The organism is Domibacillus sp. F004 (assembly GCF_057814295.1).
In genome coordinates, this window is record NZ_JBVATB010000002.1 from 23352 (window position 1) to 38754 (window position 15403).

Consider the following 15403-nt stretch of genomic DNA (forward strand, 5'->3'; position numbering starts at 1 on the left):
TTTTAAAAATAAGGAGGAAAAATTAACATGGGTCTTTTAGCAGCAGCAATTGCAATTGGTTTAGCGGCCGTTGGTGCCGGTGTAGGTAACGGTTTGATCGTATCGAAAACAGTCGAAGGTATGGCTCGTCAGCCAGAAGCGGCTAAAATGCTTCAAACAACAATGTTCATCGGGGTAGCATTAGTAGAGGCGATTCCGATTATCGCAGTAGTTATCGCGTTCATGGTACAAGGACAATAATACGAAATGCGGAGACGGCCTGATCAGACTCGACAGGCATAAGGGACACCCGGATGAGTGGCGCTCTTTGCCACATAGCCAGTTGACACTTATGGCCCCGAGAGTCCCGGCCGTCGCAGCTAGACAATAAACGCTTCAGGAAAAAGGAACAAAGGCTAGGAACGCAACGTCCTGTTGCAACGCCTTTGTGACTCACATCCTGTGAGCCTTATGGCGAAGATCACATTCTTATGGGAGCCTTCGCCATTCCTTTATGTGTACATTTGCAACAACCGTTTACTTACAGCAGACGTTTTTTCCCTAATGGAAAGAACATGAATCTCTTGAAGGGAGTGAAATGATCGTGACGACAAACGCATACGTACTTGGAGCCGGCGCCGGTTTTAATGGCGGTGATATCCTGTTCCAGCTTGCTATGTTTATTATTTTGCTCGCATTGCTGAAAAAGTTTGCGTGGGGTCCGCTTATGGGCATCATGCAGCAGCGTGAAGAGCATATTGCATCTGAAATCGAAGCGGCTGAAAAAAGCCGTGTCGAAGCGAATCAACTATTGGAAGAAACGCGTGCCGAGTTAAAAGCAACTCGCCTTGAAGCGCAAAATACAATTGAAAATGCCAAGAAAATGGGCGAAGAACAAAAAACAGAGATTATCGCGGCTGCCCGCGCTGAATCTGAACGTTTGAAAGAATCTGCAAAACTTGAAATTGCACAAGAACGTGACAACGCAATGAACTCACTGCGCGAGCAAGTTGCTTCATTATCTGTAATGATCGCATCGAAAGTGATTGAAAAAGAACTTTCTGCAGCTGACCAGGAGAAGTTAATTAATGAGTACATTAAAGAGGCAGGCGAAGAGCGATGAGTAAATCCGGAGCGGAAAAACGCTACGCGATCGCGCTTTTTGAACTGGCAAAAGAACAGCATCAGGTAGCGGAAATAGAAAAAGAACTGCGTGTTGTGAAACAAGTATTTAGTGAAAACAAAGAACTTCAAACGGTTCTTAAATCACCGAAACTGTCTATTGCGAACAAACAGGCACTGATTCAATCCGCTTTTGCGCAAGCTTCTGCACCTGTTGTTAATACATTGAAGCTGCTCGTTCAACGCCACCGCAATGATGAAGTTTCATCTGTATGTGATGAATACATTGAATTGGCAAATGAAGAGCGTGGGACAGCGGATGCATTTGTTTATTCCGTCCGTCCGCTTACACCAATAGAAGAAACAGCTGTAACATCTGCCTTTTCCCGCAAAGTCGGCAAGCAGACACTTAACATTGAAAACATTGTGGATCCGAATTTGCTGGGCGGCTTAAAAGTTCGCATCGGAAATCGCATTTTTGACGGCAGCTTGCGCGGCAAACTGAACCGTCTTGAAAAACAACTAACAACGAATTAATAAATTTGAAAGAAGCGGAATGGCTTCTTGAAGAAAATGAGGGGTGACATGCATGGGCATCAAAGCTGAAGAAATCAGTGCGCTGATAAAAAAGCAAATTGAAAACTTCCAGTCCGACATTACAGTTAGCGACGTCGGTACTGTCATCCAGGTTGGGGACGGTATCGCACGTGCTCATGGCCTCGATAACGCTATGGCAGGAGAACTTCTTGAGTTCTCAAACGGCGTCATGGGAATGGCTCAAAACCTGGAAGAAAACAACGTAGGTATTATTATTCTTGGTCCTTACACAGGCATCAAAGAAGGCGATGAAGTGCGCCGTACAGGCCGCATTATGGAAGTACCGGTCGGCGAAGCGCTAATCGGCCGCGTTGTAAACTCTCTTGGTCAGCCAGTCGATGGTCTTGGTCCAATTAATACAACAAAAACACGTCCAATTGAAAGTCCGGCAACAGGCGTAATGGCTCGGAAATCGGTTCATGAACCATTGCAAACAGGTATTAAAGCGATTGATGCTCTTGTGCCAATTGGCCGCGGACAACGTGAATTAATCATCGGTGACCGTCAAACGGGTAAAACGACTGTCGCAATCGATACAATCTTGAACCAGCGTGACCAGGATATGGTCTGTATTTATGTAGCGATTGGTCAAAAAGAATCAACCGTTCGTAACGCAGTAGAAACACTTCGTAAACACGGTGCGCTTGACTACACAATCGTTGTCACAGCATCAGCGTCTTCACCGGCTCCAATGTTGTTCCTTGCACCTTACACAGGTGTTTCAATGGCAGAAGAATTCATGTTTAACGGCAAGCACGTTCTCATCGTTTATGATGATTTATCTAAACAGGCGGCGGCTTACCGTGAACTTTCTCTTCTTCTTCGTCGTCCTCCAGGTCGTGAAGCTTACCCTGGTGATGTATTCTACTTGCATTCTCGTTTGCTCGAGCGTGCAGCGAAGTTGAACGATACACTTGGTGCAGGTTCAATTACAGCACTTCCATTCGTTGAAACACAAGCAGGCGATATCTCTGCCTACATTCCAACGAACGTTATTTCCATCACAGATGGGCAGATATTCCTTCAATCTGACTTATTCTTCTCCGGCGTCCGTCCGGCGATCAACGCGGGTCTTTCAGTATCACGTGTTGGTGGTTCAGCACAAATTAAAGCGATGAAAAAGGTAGCAGGTACGCTTCGTCTAGACCTTGCTGCATATCGTGAGCTAGAAGCATTCGCGCAGTTTGGTTCGGATCTTGATCCGATCACACAAGGAAAACTAAACCGTGGTGCACGTACAGTTGAAGTACTGAAACAAGATTTGAATAAACCGCTTAAAGTTGAGCGCCAAGTTGTCATTCTATATGCATTGACACGCGGTTACCTTGATGATATTGCTGTTTCAGATATTACTCGTTTCGAAGACGAACTGTTAAACTGGCTCGATAAGAACCACACAAATGTGTACGATCATATTCGCACAACGAAAGAACTTCCGTCTGATGACGAATTAAAGTCAGCAATCAGCGAGTTTAAGAAATCGTTTGTGAAATCCGAATAATCGCAAGATCAGGGCGGTACCGTCAATCGGACGTCCGCCCTGTCTGCGTCATCTAACACAAAAAGGGTGGTGAGAGAAAGTGGCATCGTTACGCGATATAAAAACCCGTATTACGTCTACAAAAAAGACGAGTCAGATTACGAGAGCTATGCAGATGGTATCTGCTTCTAAATTAAGCCGTGCAGAAGCGAATGCAAAGGGATTCGTTCCGTATATGGACAAAATTCAGGAAGTTGTGGCGTCAATCGCAATCGGCAGTAAAGACGTAACACATCCGATGCTCCAAACCCGCCCTGTTAAAAAAACCGGGTACCTTGTGATCACATCGGACCGCGGTTTGGCGGGAGCTTATAACAGCAGCATTTTACGCAAAGTGCATAAAAAAATTCAAGAGCGCCATACGTCAAAAGATGAGTATGTCATTATCGCAATCGGCCGAATGGGACGGGATTTCTTCCGTATTCGTGGCATGGAAGTGAAAGAAGACATTACCGGTCTTCCGGATCAGCCAAACTTTGCTGATGTGAAAAAGATCGTGCGTAAAACGGTCGATCTTTTTTCAGAAGGTGCATATGATGAGCTTTATATGTACTATAATCATTTTGTTAATGCGATTCAACAGGACGTTACGGAGAAAAAGGTATTGCCTTTGACTGAGATTGAATCCTCAGGCGGCCGCCTTTCATCGTATGAATTTGAACCGTCTCCAGAAGAAATTCTTGAAGTTTTGCTTCCGCAATATGCAGAAAGCTTGATTTATGGAGCCCTTCTTGACGGAAAAGCGAGTGAGCACGCTGCGCGTATGACGGCTATGCAAAATGCAACCGACAACGCAAAAGAGCTCATCAGCTCGTTGACACTTCAATACAATCGTGCGCGCCAGGCAGCAATCACGCAAGAAATTACGGAGATTGTTGGTGGAGCAGCAGCACTTGAATAGAAGAAAAGGGCCGGGAGACTTTATCCCGCCCACTATATATTTAGCAAAACAGGAGGGAAAAAGATGAACAGAGGACGCGTTCTTCAAGTTATGGGTCCGGTCGTTGACGTTAAGTTTGAAAACGGTCAACTACCTGCTATTTATAACGCCTTGAAAGTGCAAATCAGCTCTGAAGCGGGTGATAAAGCTTCTGAACTGACGTTAGAAGTAGCAACGCACCTTGGCGATGATTCCATTCGTGCAATCGCGATGGCATCAACAGATGGCCTTCAACGTAATCAAGAAGTAATTGATACAGGAAGCGCGATTTCCGTACCGGTTGGTGACATTACACTCGGCCGTGTATTTAATGTATTAGGTGAAACAATTGACTTAGCAGAACCAATTGAGGCGGATGCACGTCGTGATGCTATTCACCGTTTGGCACCTACGTTTGACCAGCTTTCAACAGAAACGGAAATTTTGGAAACAGGTATTAAAGTTGTTGACCTTCTTGCTCCTTATATTAAAGGTGGTAAAATCGGTCTCTTCGGTGGTGCCGGTGTAGGTAAAACGGTATTAATTCAAGAATTGATCAACAACATCGCACAAGAACACGGTGGTATTTCCGTATTCGCAGGTGTTGGTGAACGTACTCGTGAAGGGAATGACCTTTTCTACGAGATGAGCGATTCTGGTGTTATTGCGAAAACAGCGATGGTATTCGGTCAAATGAATGAGCCGCCAGGTGCGCGTATGCGTGTTGCCTTGACGGGTCTTACAATGGCTGAATATTTCCGTGATGATCAAGGACAAGACGTATTGTTCTTTATCGATAATATCTTCCGTTTCACGCAAGCAGGTTCTGAAGTATCTGCCCTTCTTGGCCGTCTGCCATCAGCGGTAGGTTATCAGCCGACACTTGCAACAGAAATGGGTCAGCTTCAAGAACGTATCACATCTACGAATGTTGGTTCTGTAACATCTATCCAAGCTATTTATGTACCGGCAGATGATTACACGGATCCAGCACCAGCGACAACATTCGCCCATTTGGATGCGACAACAAACCTTGAGCGTAAACTTTCTGAAATGGGTATTTACCCGGCAGTTGATCCGCTCGCTTCTACATCACGTGCCCTTTCTCCTGAAATCGTAGGTGAAGAGCATTACAGTGTTGCGCGTGCGGTTCAGCAAACATTGCAGCGTTACAAAGAATTGCAAGATATTATTGCGATCTTAGGTATGGATGAATTGGGTGAGGATGACAAACTGACTGTATCACGCGCACGCCGCATTCAGTTCTTCCTATCTCAAAACTTCCACGTTGCTGAACAGTTCACAGGTCAAAAAGGATCTTACGTCCCTGTTCAAGAGACAGTACGTGGATTTAAAGAAATTCTCGACGGCAAACATGATAATCTTCCTGAAGATGCATTCCGTCTTGTCGGTAGCATTGAAGAAGTTGTTGCAAAAGCACAAGAGCTGGGTGCAAAAGCTTAATATAGGGATCAGGAGGTTTAGCTATGAAGACATTTAACGTCAATATCGTCACTCCTGACGGCCCGGTAGTGGATACGAACGTGGAACTCGTTAGTGCAAAAGCACAAAGCGGCGAGCTCGGCATCATGGCCGGCCACGTGCCCATGGTCGCTCCCTTACAAATCGGTGCTGTCCGTCTTGTTTTAGGCGACAATAAATCCGAATTGGTCGCTATCAGCGGTGGCTTTCTCGAAGTTCGTCCTGATCAGGTAACGATATTAGCGCAAGCTGCTGAAAAAGCGGAAAACATTGATATTGCTCGTGCAAAAGAGGCAAAAATGCGTGCAGAACGACTTTTGCAAGGCAAACAGGATCAAGTCGATTTTAAACGCGCCGAACTTGCATTGAGACGAGCTACTAATCGTCTTAATGTAGGCGAAGGCAAAATATAAAAAAAGAAGCTGTCCATCGTTCTGACGATTGGACAGTTTTTTTATCGCTGAATAACTTATATAAAAGGGAGAAGGTATAATGCTTGAATCGTTTGGGCAGGAATCGCTTATGAGCATGATCCTGAGCCTATTTTTCATAGGTCTGTCTTTCTGGGCACTGCAGGCAATCCGCTTTGAAAAGTTACTTCGTAAAAACCAGATAGCAAGGGCGCGCCTTCTCTATTTATTGCTTGCGATTGCAATTGGTTCGATCGTCAGCAGTTTCTTTCTTGACTATTATATATGGTCCCGCCAGCTGCCGCTTTTATTGCCATAAAAAATCAATCTATTTAATATACTTGCCTTTTTAGGGGAAATTATATAAGTTTAATTGAGAGAGTTTGTGAAACATCCTTCATTTTGGTTTGCTTTCTATTTATAAAGGGAAATAAAAAGAGGGTAGTTTTCTTAAACGGCTTCACAAATTATCTACAATTTGTGCTTAAATTCACTTGTGAATGGTGTAAATAGGATGGTAAACTTGAAGAAGTTTTGTCGAAATGATTTATAAAGACATTGGAAGCGGACTGGAACGTCAGTCCATTGATTTGAATATGTATAATAGAAAAGAGCGCGGAGGGGAACAGTTTGGACAAAATTATCGTCCGCGGCGGCCGTCAATTGAACGGTTCCGTCAAAGTTGAAGGTGCAAAAAACTCGGTGCTGCCTGTACTTGCAGCAACAATGTTGGCTAAAGAAGGGAAATGCGTCATTCGCGACGTGCCCACTTTATCTGATGTCTATACAATTAACGAAGTGTTGCGCCACTTAAATTGCGAAGTAACATTTGAAAACAATACAGTGACAGTTGATGCTACGAAACAACTTTTAATTGAAGCGCCATTTGAATATGTTCGGAAAATGCGCGCGTCTGTCCTTGTGATGGGCGCACTGTTAGCCCGTAATGGAAAAGCGCGTGTAGCTTTACCAGGCGGTTGTGCAATCGGCTCGCGTCCCATTGATCAACATTTAAAAGGGTTTGAAGCGATGGGTGCAAAAGTCCGTGTTGAAAATGGATTTATTGAAGCAGAAACAGATGGACGTCTCAAAGGGGCGAAAATTTATTTGGATTTCCCAAGCGTTGGAGCGACTGAAAATATTATGACAGCGGCTGCCCTTGCAGAAGGTACAACCATCCTTGAAAACGCCGCAAAAGAGCCAGAAATCGTTGATCTTGCTATCCTTATTAACAAAATGGGCGGGAAAGTCATTGGTGCTGGAACGGAAACGATTCGTATTGAAGGTGTAGAAACACTTCAAGGTACGGATCACGTCATTATTCCCGATCGTATTGAAGCAGGTACTTTTATGACAGCTGCAGCCATTACGGGTGGAAACGTACTAGTTGAAGGTGCAGTAGCTGAACACATGTCTTCATTGATTGCAAAGATGCGCGAAATGGGCATTCAAGTTATTGAGGAAGACAACGGTGTTCGTGTCATCGGACCGGAAAAAATGAAGTGCGTGGACATTAAAACAATGCCGCACCCTGGCTTCCCAACTGACATGCAATCACAAATGATGGCCCTTATGTTGAGAGCAGAAGGAACAGGCGTTATTACGGAAACTGTTTTTGAAAACCGATTTATGCACGTTGAAGAATTTCGCCGTATGAATGCAAATGTAAAAATTGAAGGCCGTTCCGTTATTATTGACGGACCAACAGACTTACAGGGAGCGGAAGTTGCGGCGACTGACTTGCGTGCGGCAGCAGCACTTATTATTGCTGGTTTGGTGTCAGATGGGTATACATCTGTAACCGAGCTGAAACATCTCGATCGTGGATATGTGAATTTCCATGGCAAGCTTGCTTTACTTGGCGCCAATATTGAACGTATCACGGAAGCTGCTGATACGCCGATCAAGGTGGAAAACTGAATTTATTTTTCTTTTTTAAAGAAGCCATCTGTTCACGCAGGCGGCTTTTTTGTGTATTGTCATAATTAGTATAGTCGTGCATATCCCTTTTTATACAGCAGGGAGGGATTTTGTTTTGAAAAAAGTGCTCTATCTTTTTCTTTTTATACTTATTCTTACGATTGCAATTCCAGCTGTCGGTCTTTTTTTAACAGAAGAAAAAACAACCGAGCAAAAAGAAGAACCGTCTGTTGAGGTTATCCGTTCTGATTCACAGGAAACAGAATCCGTTCATCTTGAAGACTATGTAGTGGGTGTTGTCGCGGCTGAAATGCCTGCAGCATTTGAAAAAGAAGCATTAAAAGCACAGGCTGTTGCAGCTAGAACATTTATGTTGAGACAAACGCTGGCCGGTCTTAAGGTAACCGATACAGTTGACGACCAAGTATTTAAAGATGAAGAAGAACTAAAAGAAACATGGGGAACACAATTTGAAGAAAACAAACAAAAGATAGAAGAGGCAGCGAAAGAAACAAAAGGAGAAGTACTTGTCTATAACGGGGAACCAATTACAGCTGCTTTTTTTTCATCAGGCAATGGAAAAACAGAAAATGCCGAAGAATATTGGCAATCGCCACTTCCCTATTTGATTAGTGTTGAAAGTCCGTGGGATGAGGCGGCCCCTCAATTTGAGCAGAACATCGTTATACCGCGAGCCGAAGTGGAGGATAAACTAGATGTCGAACTGCCGAAATCGGGTGAGGTAGGTACTGTTACTGCGCGCACGGCAGGCGGGCGCGTTAGGGAAATCCAAATTAGCGGAAAAAGCTTTACTGGGCGGGAAGTAAGAGAAGTACTTGAACTGCCATCAGCTGATTTTCAACTGTTTGTTCAAGGAGAAAATGTTGTCATAACGACCAAAGGATATGGACATGGTATCGGCATGAGCCAATATGGGGCAAATGGTATGGCAAAAGAAGGGAAAAAATACACAGATATTATGAAACACTATTATCCGGGTACTTCTATTGAATCTGTAGATCAGTTCTTAAAAAAATAAGCTCCGTTATAGAACGTTGTTGTTCTTGGACAAAAAACGTTTAATCAACTCATATAGCCAAAAAATAAAAAAACACGTCCGCTGTCTTTATTGCGGACGTGCCCATTCACTGAATATGGCCATCCAGCGGCCAATGCGTGAATTTTTCTCAAAATACATATATTTAACCATCGTGAAGGCAATAAATATGCCAGTGATATCTTTAATCGCATCAATAAATGTAGCTGAACGATATGGGACAAATGCCTGATGAATCTCATCCGCTAACCCGTAAAACGAAGAAAATAGAGCAGCAGCTAGACTGATAAAAGGTGTTAACCTTCCATTTGCTAAAAATGCATAAATAATTAATACATATAAAATCGCAAACTCTACCAAATGAAGAGATTCTTTTAAAAAAAGGTCTACTGTATTATTCGGTAAATTCATAATCGTATCGTGCGGAAGACCTGACATAATCCAAATAGCAATCATGTAAACGACAGGTGCCGCCATTGATAATAATCGAATCATTTTTTTCACTTCCACACCCCGCTCATCAATTAACATTACATTGATTTTATCATTTCATTTCCATACTGTTTTCTTTGTTTGTGGCATTTTTTTAACAGTTTAAGAAATATTGTGGAACATATGTATAAAAAATCTCAAGCGCGTCTACAATGCGTGATGAGGTGATGAAGATGAATGAGGGCGGCAAAAAACCACTACCCCCAAAATTGAAAGATTTTTTTAAGAAAAGACGAGCACTACCAGCAATTTATCTCGCTTGCGCCATTTTACTTATTTCCAGTCTTATGATGTATGAAGTGATGAAAGGTGAAAAGGATGAAGTATCTGTCACGAATCCGGCACCTGCATCAAAAGAGTTTGATGATTCGACGATCAGTGTAAATGGTGGAGAGGGTTCTGTAGAAAAAATGAACAAGCCATCGGAAGCAGATGTCATGGTTAAAACATCTTATTATGATGAAAAAGCAGCAGAAGGCGACCAACAAAAAGCGCTCGTTGTCTTTAACGATACGTATTATGAGAGCTCGGGTGTTGATTACGCCCTGGATAACGGTAAAACATTTGACGTGATTGCACCGTTATCTGGCAAAGTCGTTGACGTAAGGGAAGACGCATTTTTAGGCAATTATATTGAGATTGACCACGGAAAAGGTGTTGTCACGACATTCCAATCTATAGCAGATATTCAAGTGAAATCAGGAGACAAAGTGAGTCAAGGTGATAAAATCGGGAAATCTGGCAGAAGTTTAATGAATGAGGCTGCAGGCGTTCACGTCCATTTTGAAGTTAAACAGAATGGCGAGACACTAAATCCTGATTCATTATACGGAAAAGCGGTCTCTCAGTGGAAATAACCGTTCATGTTTCCTGGGAAATGAGCATATGGTAGTAAAAAGGAACGGGGCTTCTAAAAATGAGACTGCCCCGAAATAATGAATAACGATGCCTACTTGCTCACATCAACAGAAGATACGTCTCATTTCGCCCGTCCCGGTTCCGGTGAGGGAGGCGTGCATGTGCGCGATTACATCAAAGAAAGAGCACTTAATATCGGAGAGTACATCGTTGATACGAACAAAACAGTACGAGATATCGCAAAAGAATTTGGTATATCAAAAAGCACAGTCCATAAAGACTTAACCGAGCGGCTGCCGGGCCTCAGTCCAGAACTCTCAGCCCGTGTCGAACATATTTTACACTACCATAAATCGATCCGGCATTTACGCGGTGGAGAAGCAACGAAAGAAAAGTGGAAGACACTTGATCATCGGTGAAACGCAGTACAGGAGCAGCTCGGAATGGTTGTTCTTTGCCTTTTCAGAAGGGCAGGCAAGGCTGCGAATTGGGCAGCGTCTGGAACCGGACGAGAAAAATATAGGAACCCGCTGAATGAATTTATCCTGTCACATAAAGGCAGGATTTTTTTCTATTTTAAGGGAAAATATGTAGATTTATATAGGTTATCAACCTTTCCTGTTTACCGAATATTCCTCGACGAATTCATCCATTCTTACGTGTTTATATGGTAAAATGAATCTTTGAAACATAATACCTAAATGATAAGAAAATAGATACAGAAAAATCAGGAGGAAATAGATCATGTTATCTAAAGATATTGGAATTGATCTCGGGACAGCAAACGTGCTTATTCACGTAAAAGGACGAGGCATTGTACTAAACGAACCGTCTGTCGTGGCCCTTGATCGCAATACTAATAGAGTGCTCGCTGTGGGAGAAGAAGCGTACCAAATGGTTGGTCGAACACCAGGGCATATCGTAGCCATTCGTCCGCTGCGTGATGGGGTTATTGCTGACTTTGATGTAACTGAATCCATGCTGAAGCACTTTATTAACAAATTGAATGTAAAAAGTATGTTGTCCAAGCCGCGTATTTTAATTTGCTGCCCAACACAAATTACAGCAGTCGAACAAAAAGCGATTCGTGAAGCAGCAGAAAAAAGCGGTGGAAAGACGATTTACCTTGAAGAAGAACCGAAAGTTGCTGCGGTAGGCGCAGGGATGGAAATTTTTGAGCCAAGCGGCAACATGGTTATTGATATTGGTGGCGGCACAACGGATATAGCTGTTTTATCACTCGGCGCGGTTGTGACAGCGGAATCCATTAAGGTGGCTGGTAACACATTTGATGCTGATATTATGAGTTATGTCAAAAAGCAATACAAACTGTTGATTGGTGAGCGTACTGCAGAAGCGATCAAAGTAAATATCGGCACAGTCTTTCCAGAAACGCGCAATGAAGAAATGGAAATTCGCGGACGTGATATTATGACGGGACTTCCGCGTGTGTTAACAGTAAACTCAGCTGAAATTAAAGGAGCACTTCGGGAGTCGGTTATGCAAATTGTTCAAGCGTCCAAAAACGTCCTCGAAAAAACACCGCCTGAACTGTCGGCTGATATTATTGATCGGGGTGCGATGCTGACGGGTGGGGGCGCTTTACTGCATGGCATGGATCAACTTCTCATGAACGAACTGAAGGTGCCTGTATTCGTTGCAGAAAACCCGATGGATTGTGTGGCAGTAGGCACTGGAATCATGCTTGACAATATGGATCGTCTTTCCTCCAAAAAACACCGCAGATAGTAAAAAGGGCCATTTAATATGTAAAAATGGCCCTGTTTAATTTGCCTCATTTTGTATTAATTTCTGTTAATTACATCTTTATGTATTGTATAATGTATTCAGTGTCTACTGCTTGAAAATGAGGTGAATCAGTTGTTTAAGGGTTTTTACACAGCGGCTTCCGGCATGATCGCGCAGCAGCGGCGCACAGAAATTTTAACAAATAACATGTCGAACGTAAATACACCAGGCTACAAAGCGGATCAGACAAGCATGCGTGCTTTTCCAGAAATGCTTTTAAAGCGTATTGATGAAACGTCCATTCCAGTTGAAAATAAATTGAATCTTCCGTTTGAACCACCTATAGGTGCGTTAAACACAGGCGTTTACTTACAAGAAACCATTCCGAATTTTCGTCAAGGTGACATACGTGAAACGGGACTTTCTACAGACTTTGCATTGCAAGGGGAATCGGTCTTTTTCACCGTTCAAAATGCAGAAAACGAAATGCGCTACACACGGAACGGGAACTTTACACTTGATCCGGAAGGCTATTTAACAACGGCTTCCGGTCTTTACGTTCAAGATATAGAAGGCGAACGTATTCAGTTGACAACAGATCAATTTGAGGTAGATAGCGAAGGCCGTATTACAGAAAATGGTGAAGCCATCGGCCAGATAGGTGTTGCCTATACAGAAGATCCAAGTGTGCTTGTAAAAGAAGGCGATGGGTTGTACCGGATAGATGGTCCAGCGCTTCCAACAGCTTTCGGTGCGGACGGAGCCGTTTTTTCCATTCAGCAATCTTTTCTAGAAGGATCAACAACCGATACGGCACGTACAATGACCGACATGTTAACGACCTACCGTGCATTTGAAGCGAACCAAAAAGTGCTTACGGCTTATGACCGCAGCATGGAAAAAGCCGCCAACGAAATCGGCAGAGTGATGTAAGGAGACAAATAACATGAACAGAACGATGATCAATGCTGTCAACACGCTGTCACAGCTTCAAAAAAAAATGGACGTCACAAGCAATAACGTAGCAAATATAAATACAGTCGGCTATAAAAGAAGCGATGCAACATTCGCTGATCTCGTTCATCAGCAGACGGTTAACATGTACCGTGAAAATGAAGATGTTGGCCGACAAACACCATATGGTATTCGACTCGGTGCGGGTGCAATGATGGCTCAGGCACAGATGGTGGGAACACAAGGTGCTTTCCGGCAAACTGGAAGAACGCTTGATTTTACACTGTCTCAACCAAATCATTATTTCAAAGTACTTGTTCAAAATGAAGAGGGGAACGGCCGTGTTCATTATACGCGTGACGGTTCTTTCTCGCTCACACCGTCAGGCGGCGAAAATGTCATGCTCGTTACATCAGAAGGTCATCCGGTATTGGATGACCTTAATAATCCAATTATTCTGACAGCTGAAGAAATGATGGCGCAGGCAGGAGAATTATTGGGCGTCATTCAAGTAGATAAACTGCAGTTTTTAGAGCGTGCATCTAACAATTTGCTTGTGCTTCCGGAAGATCCGGTCATGGCAGAAGAACAGATATTACGTAATCTTACTGGAGCAGAGCGGGAAGATGCTGGTATCAGGAGCGGGATGCTGGAGCAGTCGAACGTTGATTTTTCAAAAGAAATGAGTGATCTTATGGTCACGCAGCGATCCTATCAATTTCAATCAAAAGCGATTTCAATCGCAGACCAAATGCTGGGCTTAATTAATGGGGTCAGATAGAGGGGAAGGATAAATTAGTGACTGTACAAAGGAAGCGGAAAAAACAAACCCGCCTCACCCCCCTCGGGAGATTCGTGTTAGCATTGTTTACCATGGTCATCACAGCTGTCATAGGTGCACTAATTGGTTATAGCATTATCGGCACCGGTGATCCGATCGAGGTGTTTATGCCTGACACATGGATTCATTTAGTCGACGTTATTGTTAAAAGTCTCTTTTAAAAGGTGGGTGTAAAAATGGATATTCGTGAAATTAAAGAAATTATTCCGCACCGTTATCCGTTTCTTCTTATCGATCGTATTATCGAAGTAGAAGAGGGAAAGCGTGCTGTAGGATTGAAAAATGTAACAGCAAATGAAGAATTTTTTAATGGACATTTTCCAGACTATCCGGTTATGCCGGGTGTTTTAATCGTTGAAGCACTTGCGCAGGTAGGTGCGGTTGCAATGCTGAAAAAAGAAGAAAATAAAGGCCGCCTTGCATTTTTTGCAGGCATTGATAACTGCCGTTTTAAGCGCCAAGTTTTCCCTGGCGACCAACTGCATCTTGAAGTCGAAATGACTCGTCTGCGAGGCTCAGTTGGCAAAGCGAAAGCAATTGCTTCTGTAGAAGGAGAGCTTGTCTGCGAAGCGGAATTAATGTTTGCGCTGGATTGACTTTGCCTTGTAACCCTGGCATGATCCGCAGTAAGAACTCACTTCGCTAATCGTTTTTGCTAGCATGCATTTCCGGCCTGCTTATCATTGAGCTGTGTCCTTTACATAATTCAAGGCAGAGTAGGGTGTTCCCTCAGTAAAATCGGATAGAAACACAAACAGTCTTTTCATCCATTATCGATGAAGACTGTTTTTTATTGCCCTTTTAAAATAGATTTTTATCCGTTGGTTCTGCAAATACATTCAAATTTTTATAAAGACAAGATATCCTTTTTATCCAATCTATGATTAATCTTCTGATAAGTAGGAAACAATATGATCAGTAAGAGCAAAAAATCGTAATTAGTGAAAGGGGATAATTTAAGAATGAACGCTGCACTTTTGAAACTAGTAGGTGGGTCTCTACTCGCTATGATGCTTCTTGCAGGATGCGGAGGAAATGAGGAGCCAGCCGAAGATCCAGCAGTTGAAGAGGATGTACAAGATGACGATGCTATTATGGATGATACGGATGAAGGCAAAGATGATGCCATTATGGATGACACGAATGAAGGCGGAGACGATGCCATTATGGATGACACGAATGAAGGCGGAGACGATGCCATTATGGATGACACGAATGAAGGCGGAGATGATGCCATTATGGATGACACCAATAAAGGCAATGAAGAAGATATCATTGAAGACGAAGCAGATATGGAAGATCCAGATAATAAAGACCGCTAATAAAGTGAAACATCATTCAGCGGAGAGCTTACTACCCATGAATGGGGGATACACAAAGCATCGTGCCGGATAAAAAACCGGCCGGTGCTTTTTTAAAGGATAAAAATTTTGTCACCGATACGGAAGTATGATAAGGTATAAGAGTTATTATTTTTCAAGAG

General features: G+C 43.2%; 20 protein-coding genes. 19 read left to right on the forward strand and 1 reads right to left on the reverse strand.

The window, feature by feature from the left end; translation table 11 throughout:
* Positions 1–27 precede the first annotated feature (27 nt).
* The 11 genes from atpE to spoIID all read left to right on the forward strand — a co-directional run bounded on the left by atpE (position 28) and on the right by spoIID (position 9008).
* Positions 28–240, forward strand: coding sequence for a F0F1 ATP synthase subunit C (atpE, locus tag ACZYRN_RS05750; RefSeq protein WP_488910577.1), 213 nt, complete (start codon positions 28–30; stop codon positions 238–240).
* A 343-nt stretch (positions 241–583) separates the two neighbouring features.
* Positions 584–1102: a F0F1 ATP synthase subunit B gene (atpF, locus tag ACZYRN_RS05755; protein ID WP_488911113.1), complete on the forward strand. Its 519-nt coding sequence runs from the start codon at positions 584–586 to the stop codon at positions 1100–1102.
* On the forward strand, positions 1099–1638 hold the full coding sequence (locus ACZYRN_RS05760) for a F0F1 ATP synthase subunit delta (RefSeq protein ID WP_488910578.1): 540 nt from the start codon (positions 1099–1101) through the stop codon (positions 1636–1638). Before atpF ends, ACZYRN_RS05760 begins: the two co-directional genes overlap by 4 nt.
* A 52-nt stretch (positions 1639–1690) precedes the next feature.
* Complete coding sequence (gene atpA / locus ACZYRN_RS05765) at positions 1691–3199, forward strand: F0F1 ATP synthase subunit alpha (RefSeq protein WP_488910579.1); 1509 nt, start codon at positions 1691–1693, stop codon at positions 3197–3199.
* A 79-nt stretch (positions 3200–3278) separates the two neighbouring features.
* On the forward strand, positions 3279–4139 hold the full coding sequence (locus ACZYRN_RS05770) for a F0F1 ATP synthase subunit gamma (RefSeq protein ID WP_488910580.1): 861 nt from the start codon (positions 3279–3281) through the stop codon (positions 4137–4139).
* Between the two features lie 63 nt (positions 4140–4202).
* Positions 4203–5621 carry a F0F1 ATP synthase subunit beta gene (gene atpD, locus ACZYRN_RS05775; RefSeq protein ID WP_488910581.1) on the forward strand — a complete coding sequence of 473 codons (1419 nt, stop codon included), beginning with the start codon at positions 4203–4205 and terminating at the stop codon, positions 5619–5621.
* Between the two features lie 23 nt (positions 5622–5644).
* Entirely contained in the window at positions 5645–6052 is a 408-nt protein-coding gene (locus ACZYRN_RS05780; protein WP_488910582.1) for a F0F1 ATP synthase subunit epsilon, read from the forward strand.
* A 79-nt stretch (positions 6053–6131) separates the two neighbouring features.
* Entirely contained in the window at positions 6132–6368 is a 237-nt protein-coding gene (locus ACZYRN_RS05785) for a DUF1146 family protein (RefSeq protein WP_488910583.1), read from the forward strand.
* A gap of 223 nt (positions 6369–6591) precedes the next feature.
* Entirely contained in the window at positions 6592–6735 is a 144-nt protein-coding gene (locus ACZYRN_RS05790; RefSeq protein WP_488910584.1) for a hypothetical protein, read from the forward strand.
* Complete coding sequence (gene murA, locus ACZYRN_RS05795; protein ID WP_488910585.1) at positions 6680–7969, forward strand: UDP-N-acetylglucosamine 1-carboxyvinyltransferase; 1290 nt, start codon at positions 6680–6682, stop codon at positions 7967–7969. Before ACZYRN_RS05790 ends, murA begins: the two co-directional genes overlap by 56 nt.
* Before the next feature lie 115 nt (positions 7970–8084).
* A complete protein-coding gene (gene spoIID, locus ACZYRN_RS05800; protein WP_488910586.1) occupies positions 8085–9008 on the forward strand; it encodes a stage II sporulation protein D in 924 nt (307 codons plus the stop codon).
* A gap of 87 nt (positions 9009–9095) precedes the next feature.
* Here spoIID and ACZYRN_RS05805 read toward each other — a convergent pair whose 3' ends face one another.
* Positions 9096–9521, reverse strand: a complete 426-nt coding sequence (locus ACZYRN_RS05805) for a VanZ family protein (RefSeq protein ID WP_488911114.1) — start codon at positions 9519–9521, stop codon at positions 9096–9098.
* 170 nt (positions 9522–9691) lie between these two features.
* Between ACZYRN_RS05805 and ACZYRN_RS05810 the strand changes: the two genes are divergently transcribed.
* The 8 genes from ACZYRN_RS05810 (at position 9692) to ACZYRN_RS05845 (ending at position 15242) form a co-directional block, all read left to right on the forward strand.
* The gene (locus ACZYRN_RS05810; RefSeq protein WP_488910587.1) at positions 9692–10375 is read left to right on the forward strand and encodes a peptidoglycan DD-metalloendopeptidase family protein; all 684 of its coding nucleotides are present in this window, start codon (positions 9692–9694) and stop codon (positions 10373–10375) included.
* Positions 10376–10537: 162 nt separating this feature from the next.
* Positions 10538–10795 (forward strand): sporulation transcriptional regulator SpoIIID, encoded by a 258-nt coding sequence (gene spoIIID / locus ACZYRN_RS05815; protein WP_026221770.1) that lies wholly within the window; start codon positions 10538–10540, stop codon positions 10793–10795.
* Between the two features lie 325 nt (positions 10796–11120).
* Positions 11121–12125 carry a rod shape-determining protein gene (locus ACZYRN_RS05820; protein WP_488910588.1) on the forward strand — a complete coding sequence of 335 codons (1005 nt, stop codon included), beginning with the start codon at positions 11121–11123 and terminating at the stop codon, positions 12123–12125.
* A 132-nt stretch (positions 12126–12257) separates the two neighbouring features.
* Positions 12258–13058, forward strand: coding sequence for a flagellar hook-basal body protein (locus ACZYRN_RS05825; protein WP_488910589.1), 801 nt, complete (start codon positions 12258–12260; stop codon positions 13056–13058).
* A 13-nt stretch (positions 13059–13071) separates the two neighbouring features.
* The gene (locus tag ACZYRN_RS05830; protein WP_488910590.1) at positions 13072–13860 is read left to right on the forward strand and encodes a flagellar hook-basal body protein; all 789 of its coding nucleotides are present in this window, start codon (positions 13072–13074) and stop codon (positions 13858–13860) included.
* Between the two features lie 17 nt (positions 13861–13877).
* Positions 13878–14081 carry a DNA-directed RNA polymerase subunit beta gene (locus ACZYRN_RS05835; protein WP_488910591.1) on the forward strand — a complete coding sequence of 68 codons (204 nt, stop codon included), beginning with the start codon at positions 13878–13880 and terminating at the stop codon, positions 14079–14081.
* A gap of 15 nt (positions 14082–14096) precedes the next feature.
* The gene (gene fabZ / locus ACZYRN_RS05840) at positions 14097–14516 is read left to right on the forward strand and encodes a 3-hydroxyacyl-ACP dehydratase FabZ (RefSeq protein WP_488910592.1); all 420 of its coding nucleotides are present in this window, start codon (positions 14097–14099) and stop codon (positions 14514–14516) included.
* A gap of 366 nt (positions 14517–14882) precedes the next feature.
* Positions 14883–15242, forward strand: coding sequence for a hypothetical protein (locus tag ACZYRN_RS05845; protein WP_488910593.1), 360 nt, complete (start codon positions 14883–14885; stop codon positions 15240–15242).
* Positions 15243–15403 lie beyond the last annotated feature (161 nt).

Excerpts from the sequence above, each read along its gene's own strand:
- atpE (WP_488910577.1), top strand. The coding sequence starts at position 28 with ATGGGTCTTTTAGCAGCAGCAATTGCAATTGGTTTAGCGGCCGTTGGT.
- ACZYRN_RS05760 (WP_488910578.1), top strand. The coding sequence starts at position 1,099 with ATGAGTAAATCCGGAGCGGAAAAACGCTACGCGATCGCGCTTTTTGAA.
- atpA (WP_488910579.1), top strand. The coding sequence starts at position 1,691 with ATGGGCATCAAAGCTGAAGAAATCAGTGCGCTGATAAAAAAGCAAATT.
- atpD (WP_488910581.1), top strand. The coding sequence starts at position 4,203 with ATGAACAGAGGACGCGTTCTTCAAGTTATGGGTCCGGTCGTTGACGTT.
- ACZYRN_RS05780 (WP_488910582.1), top strand. The coding sequence starts at position 5,645 with ATGAAGACATTTAACGTCAATATCGTCACTCCTGACGGCCCGGTAGTG.
- ACZYRN_RS05785 (WP_488910583.1), top strand. The coding sequence starts at position 6,132 with ATGCTTGAATCGTTTGGGCAGGAATCGCTTATGAGCATGATCCTGAGC.
- ACZYRN_RS05790 (WP_488910584.1), top strand. The coding sequence starts at position 6,592 with ATGATTTATAAAGACATTGGAAGCGGACTGGAACGTCAGTCCATTGAT.
- ACZYRN_RS05805 (WP_488911114.1), bottom strand. The coding sequence starts at position 9,521 with ATGATTCGATTATTATCAATGGCGGCACCTGTCGTTTACATGATTGCT.
- ACZYRN_RS05810 (WP_488910587.1), top strand. The coding sequence starts at position 9,692 with ATGAATGAGGGCGGCAAAAAACCACTACCCCCAAAATTGAAAGATTTT.
- ACZYRN_RS05820 (WP_488910588.1), top strand. The coding sequence starts at position 11,121 with ATGTTATCTAAAGATATTGGAATTGATCTCGGGACAGCAAACGTGCTT.
- ACZYRN_RS05830 (WP_488910590.1), top strand. The coding sequence starts at position 13,072 with ATGAACAGAACGATGATCAATGCTGTCAACACGCTGTCACAGCTTCAA.
- fabZ (WP_488910592.1), top strand. The coding sequence starts at position 14,097 with ATGGATATTCGTGAAATTAAAGAAATTATTCCGCACCGTTATCCGTTT.
- ACZYRN_RS05845 (WP_488910593.1), top strand. The coding sequence starts at position 14,883 with ATGAACGCTGCACTTTTGAAACTAGTAGGTGGGTCTCTACTCGCTATG.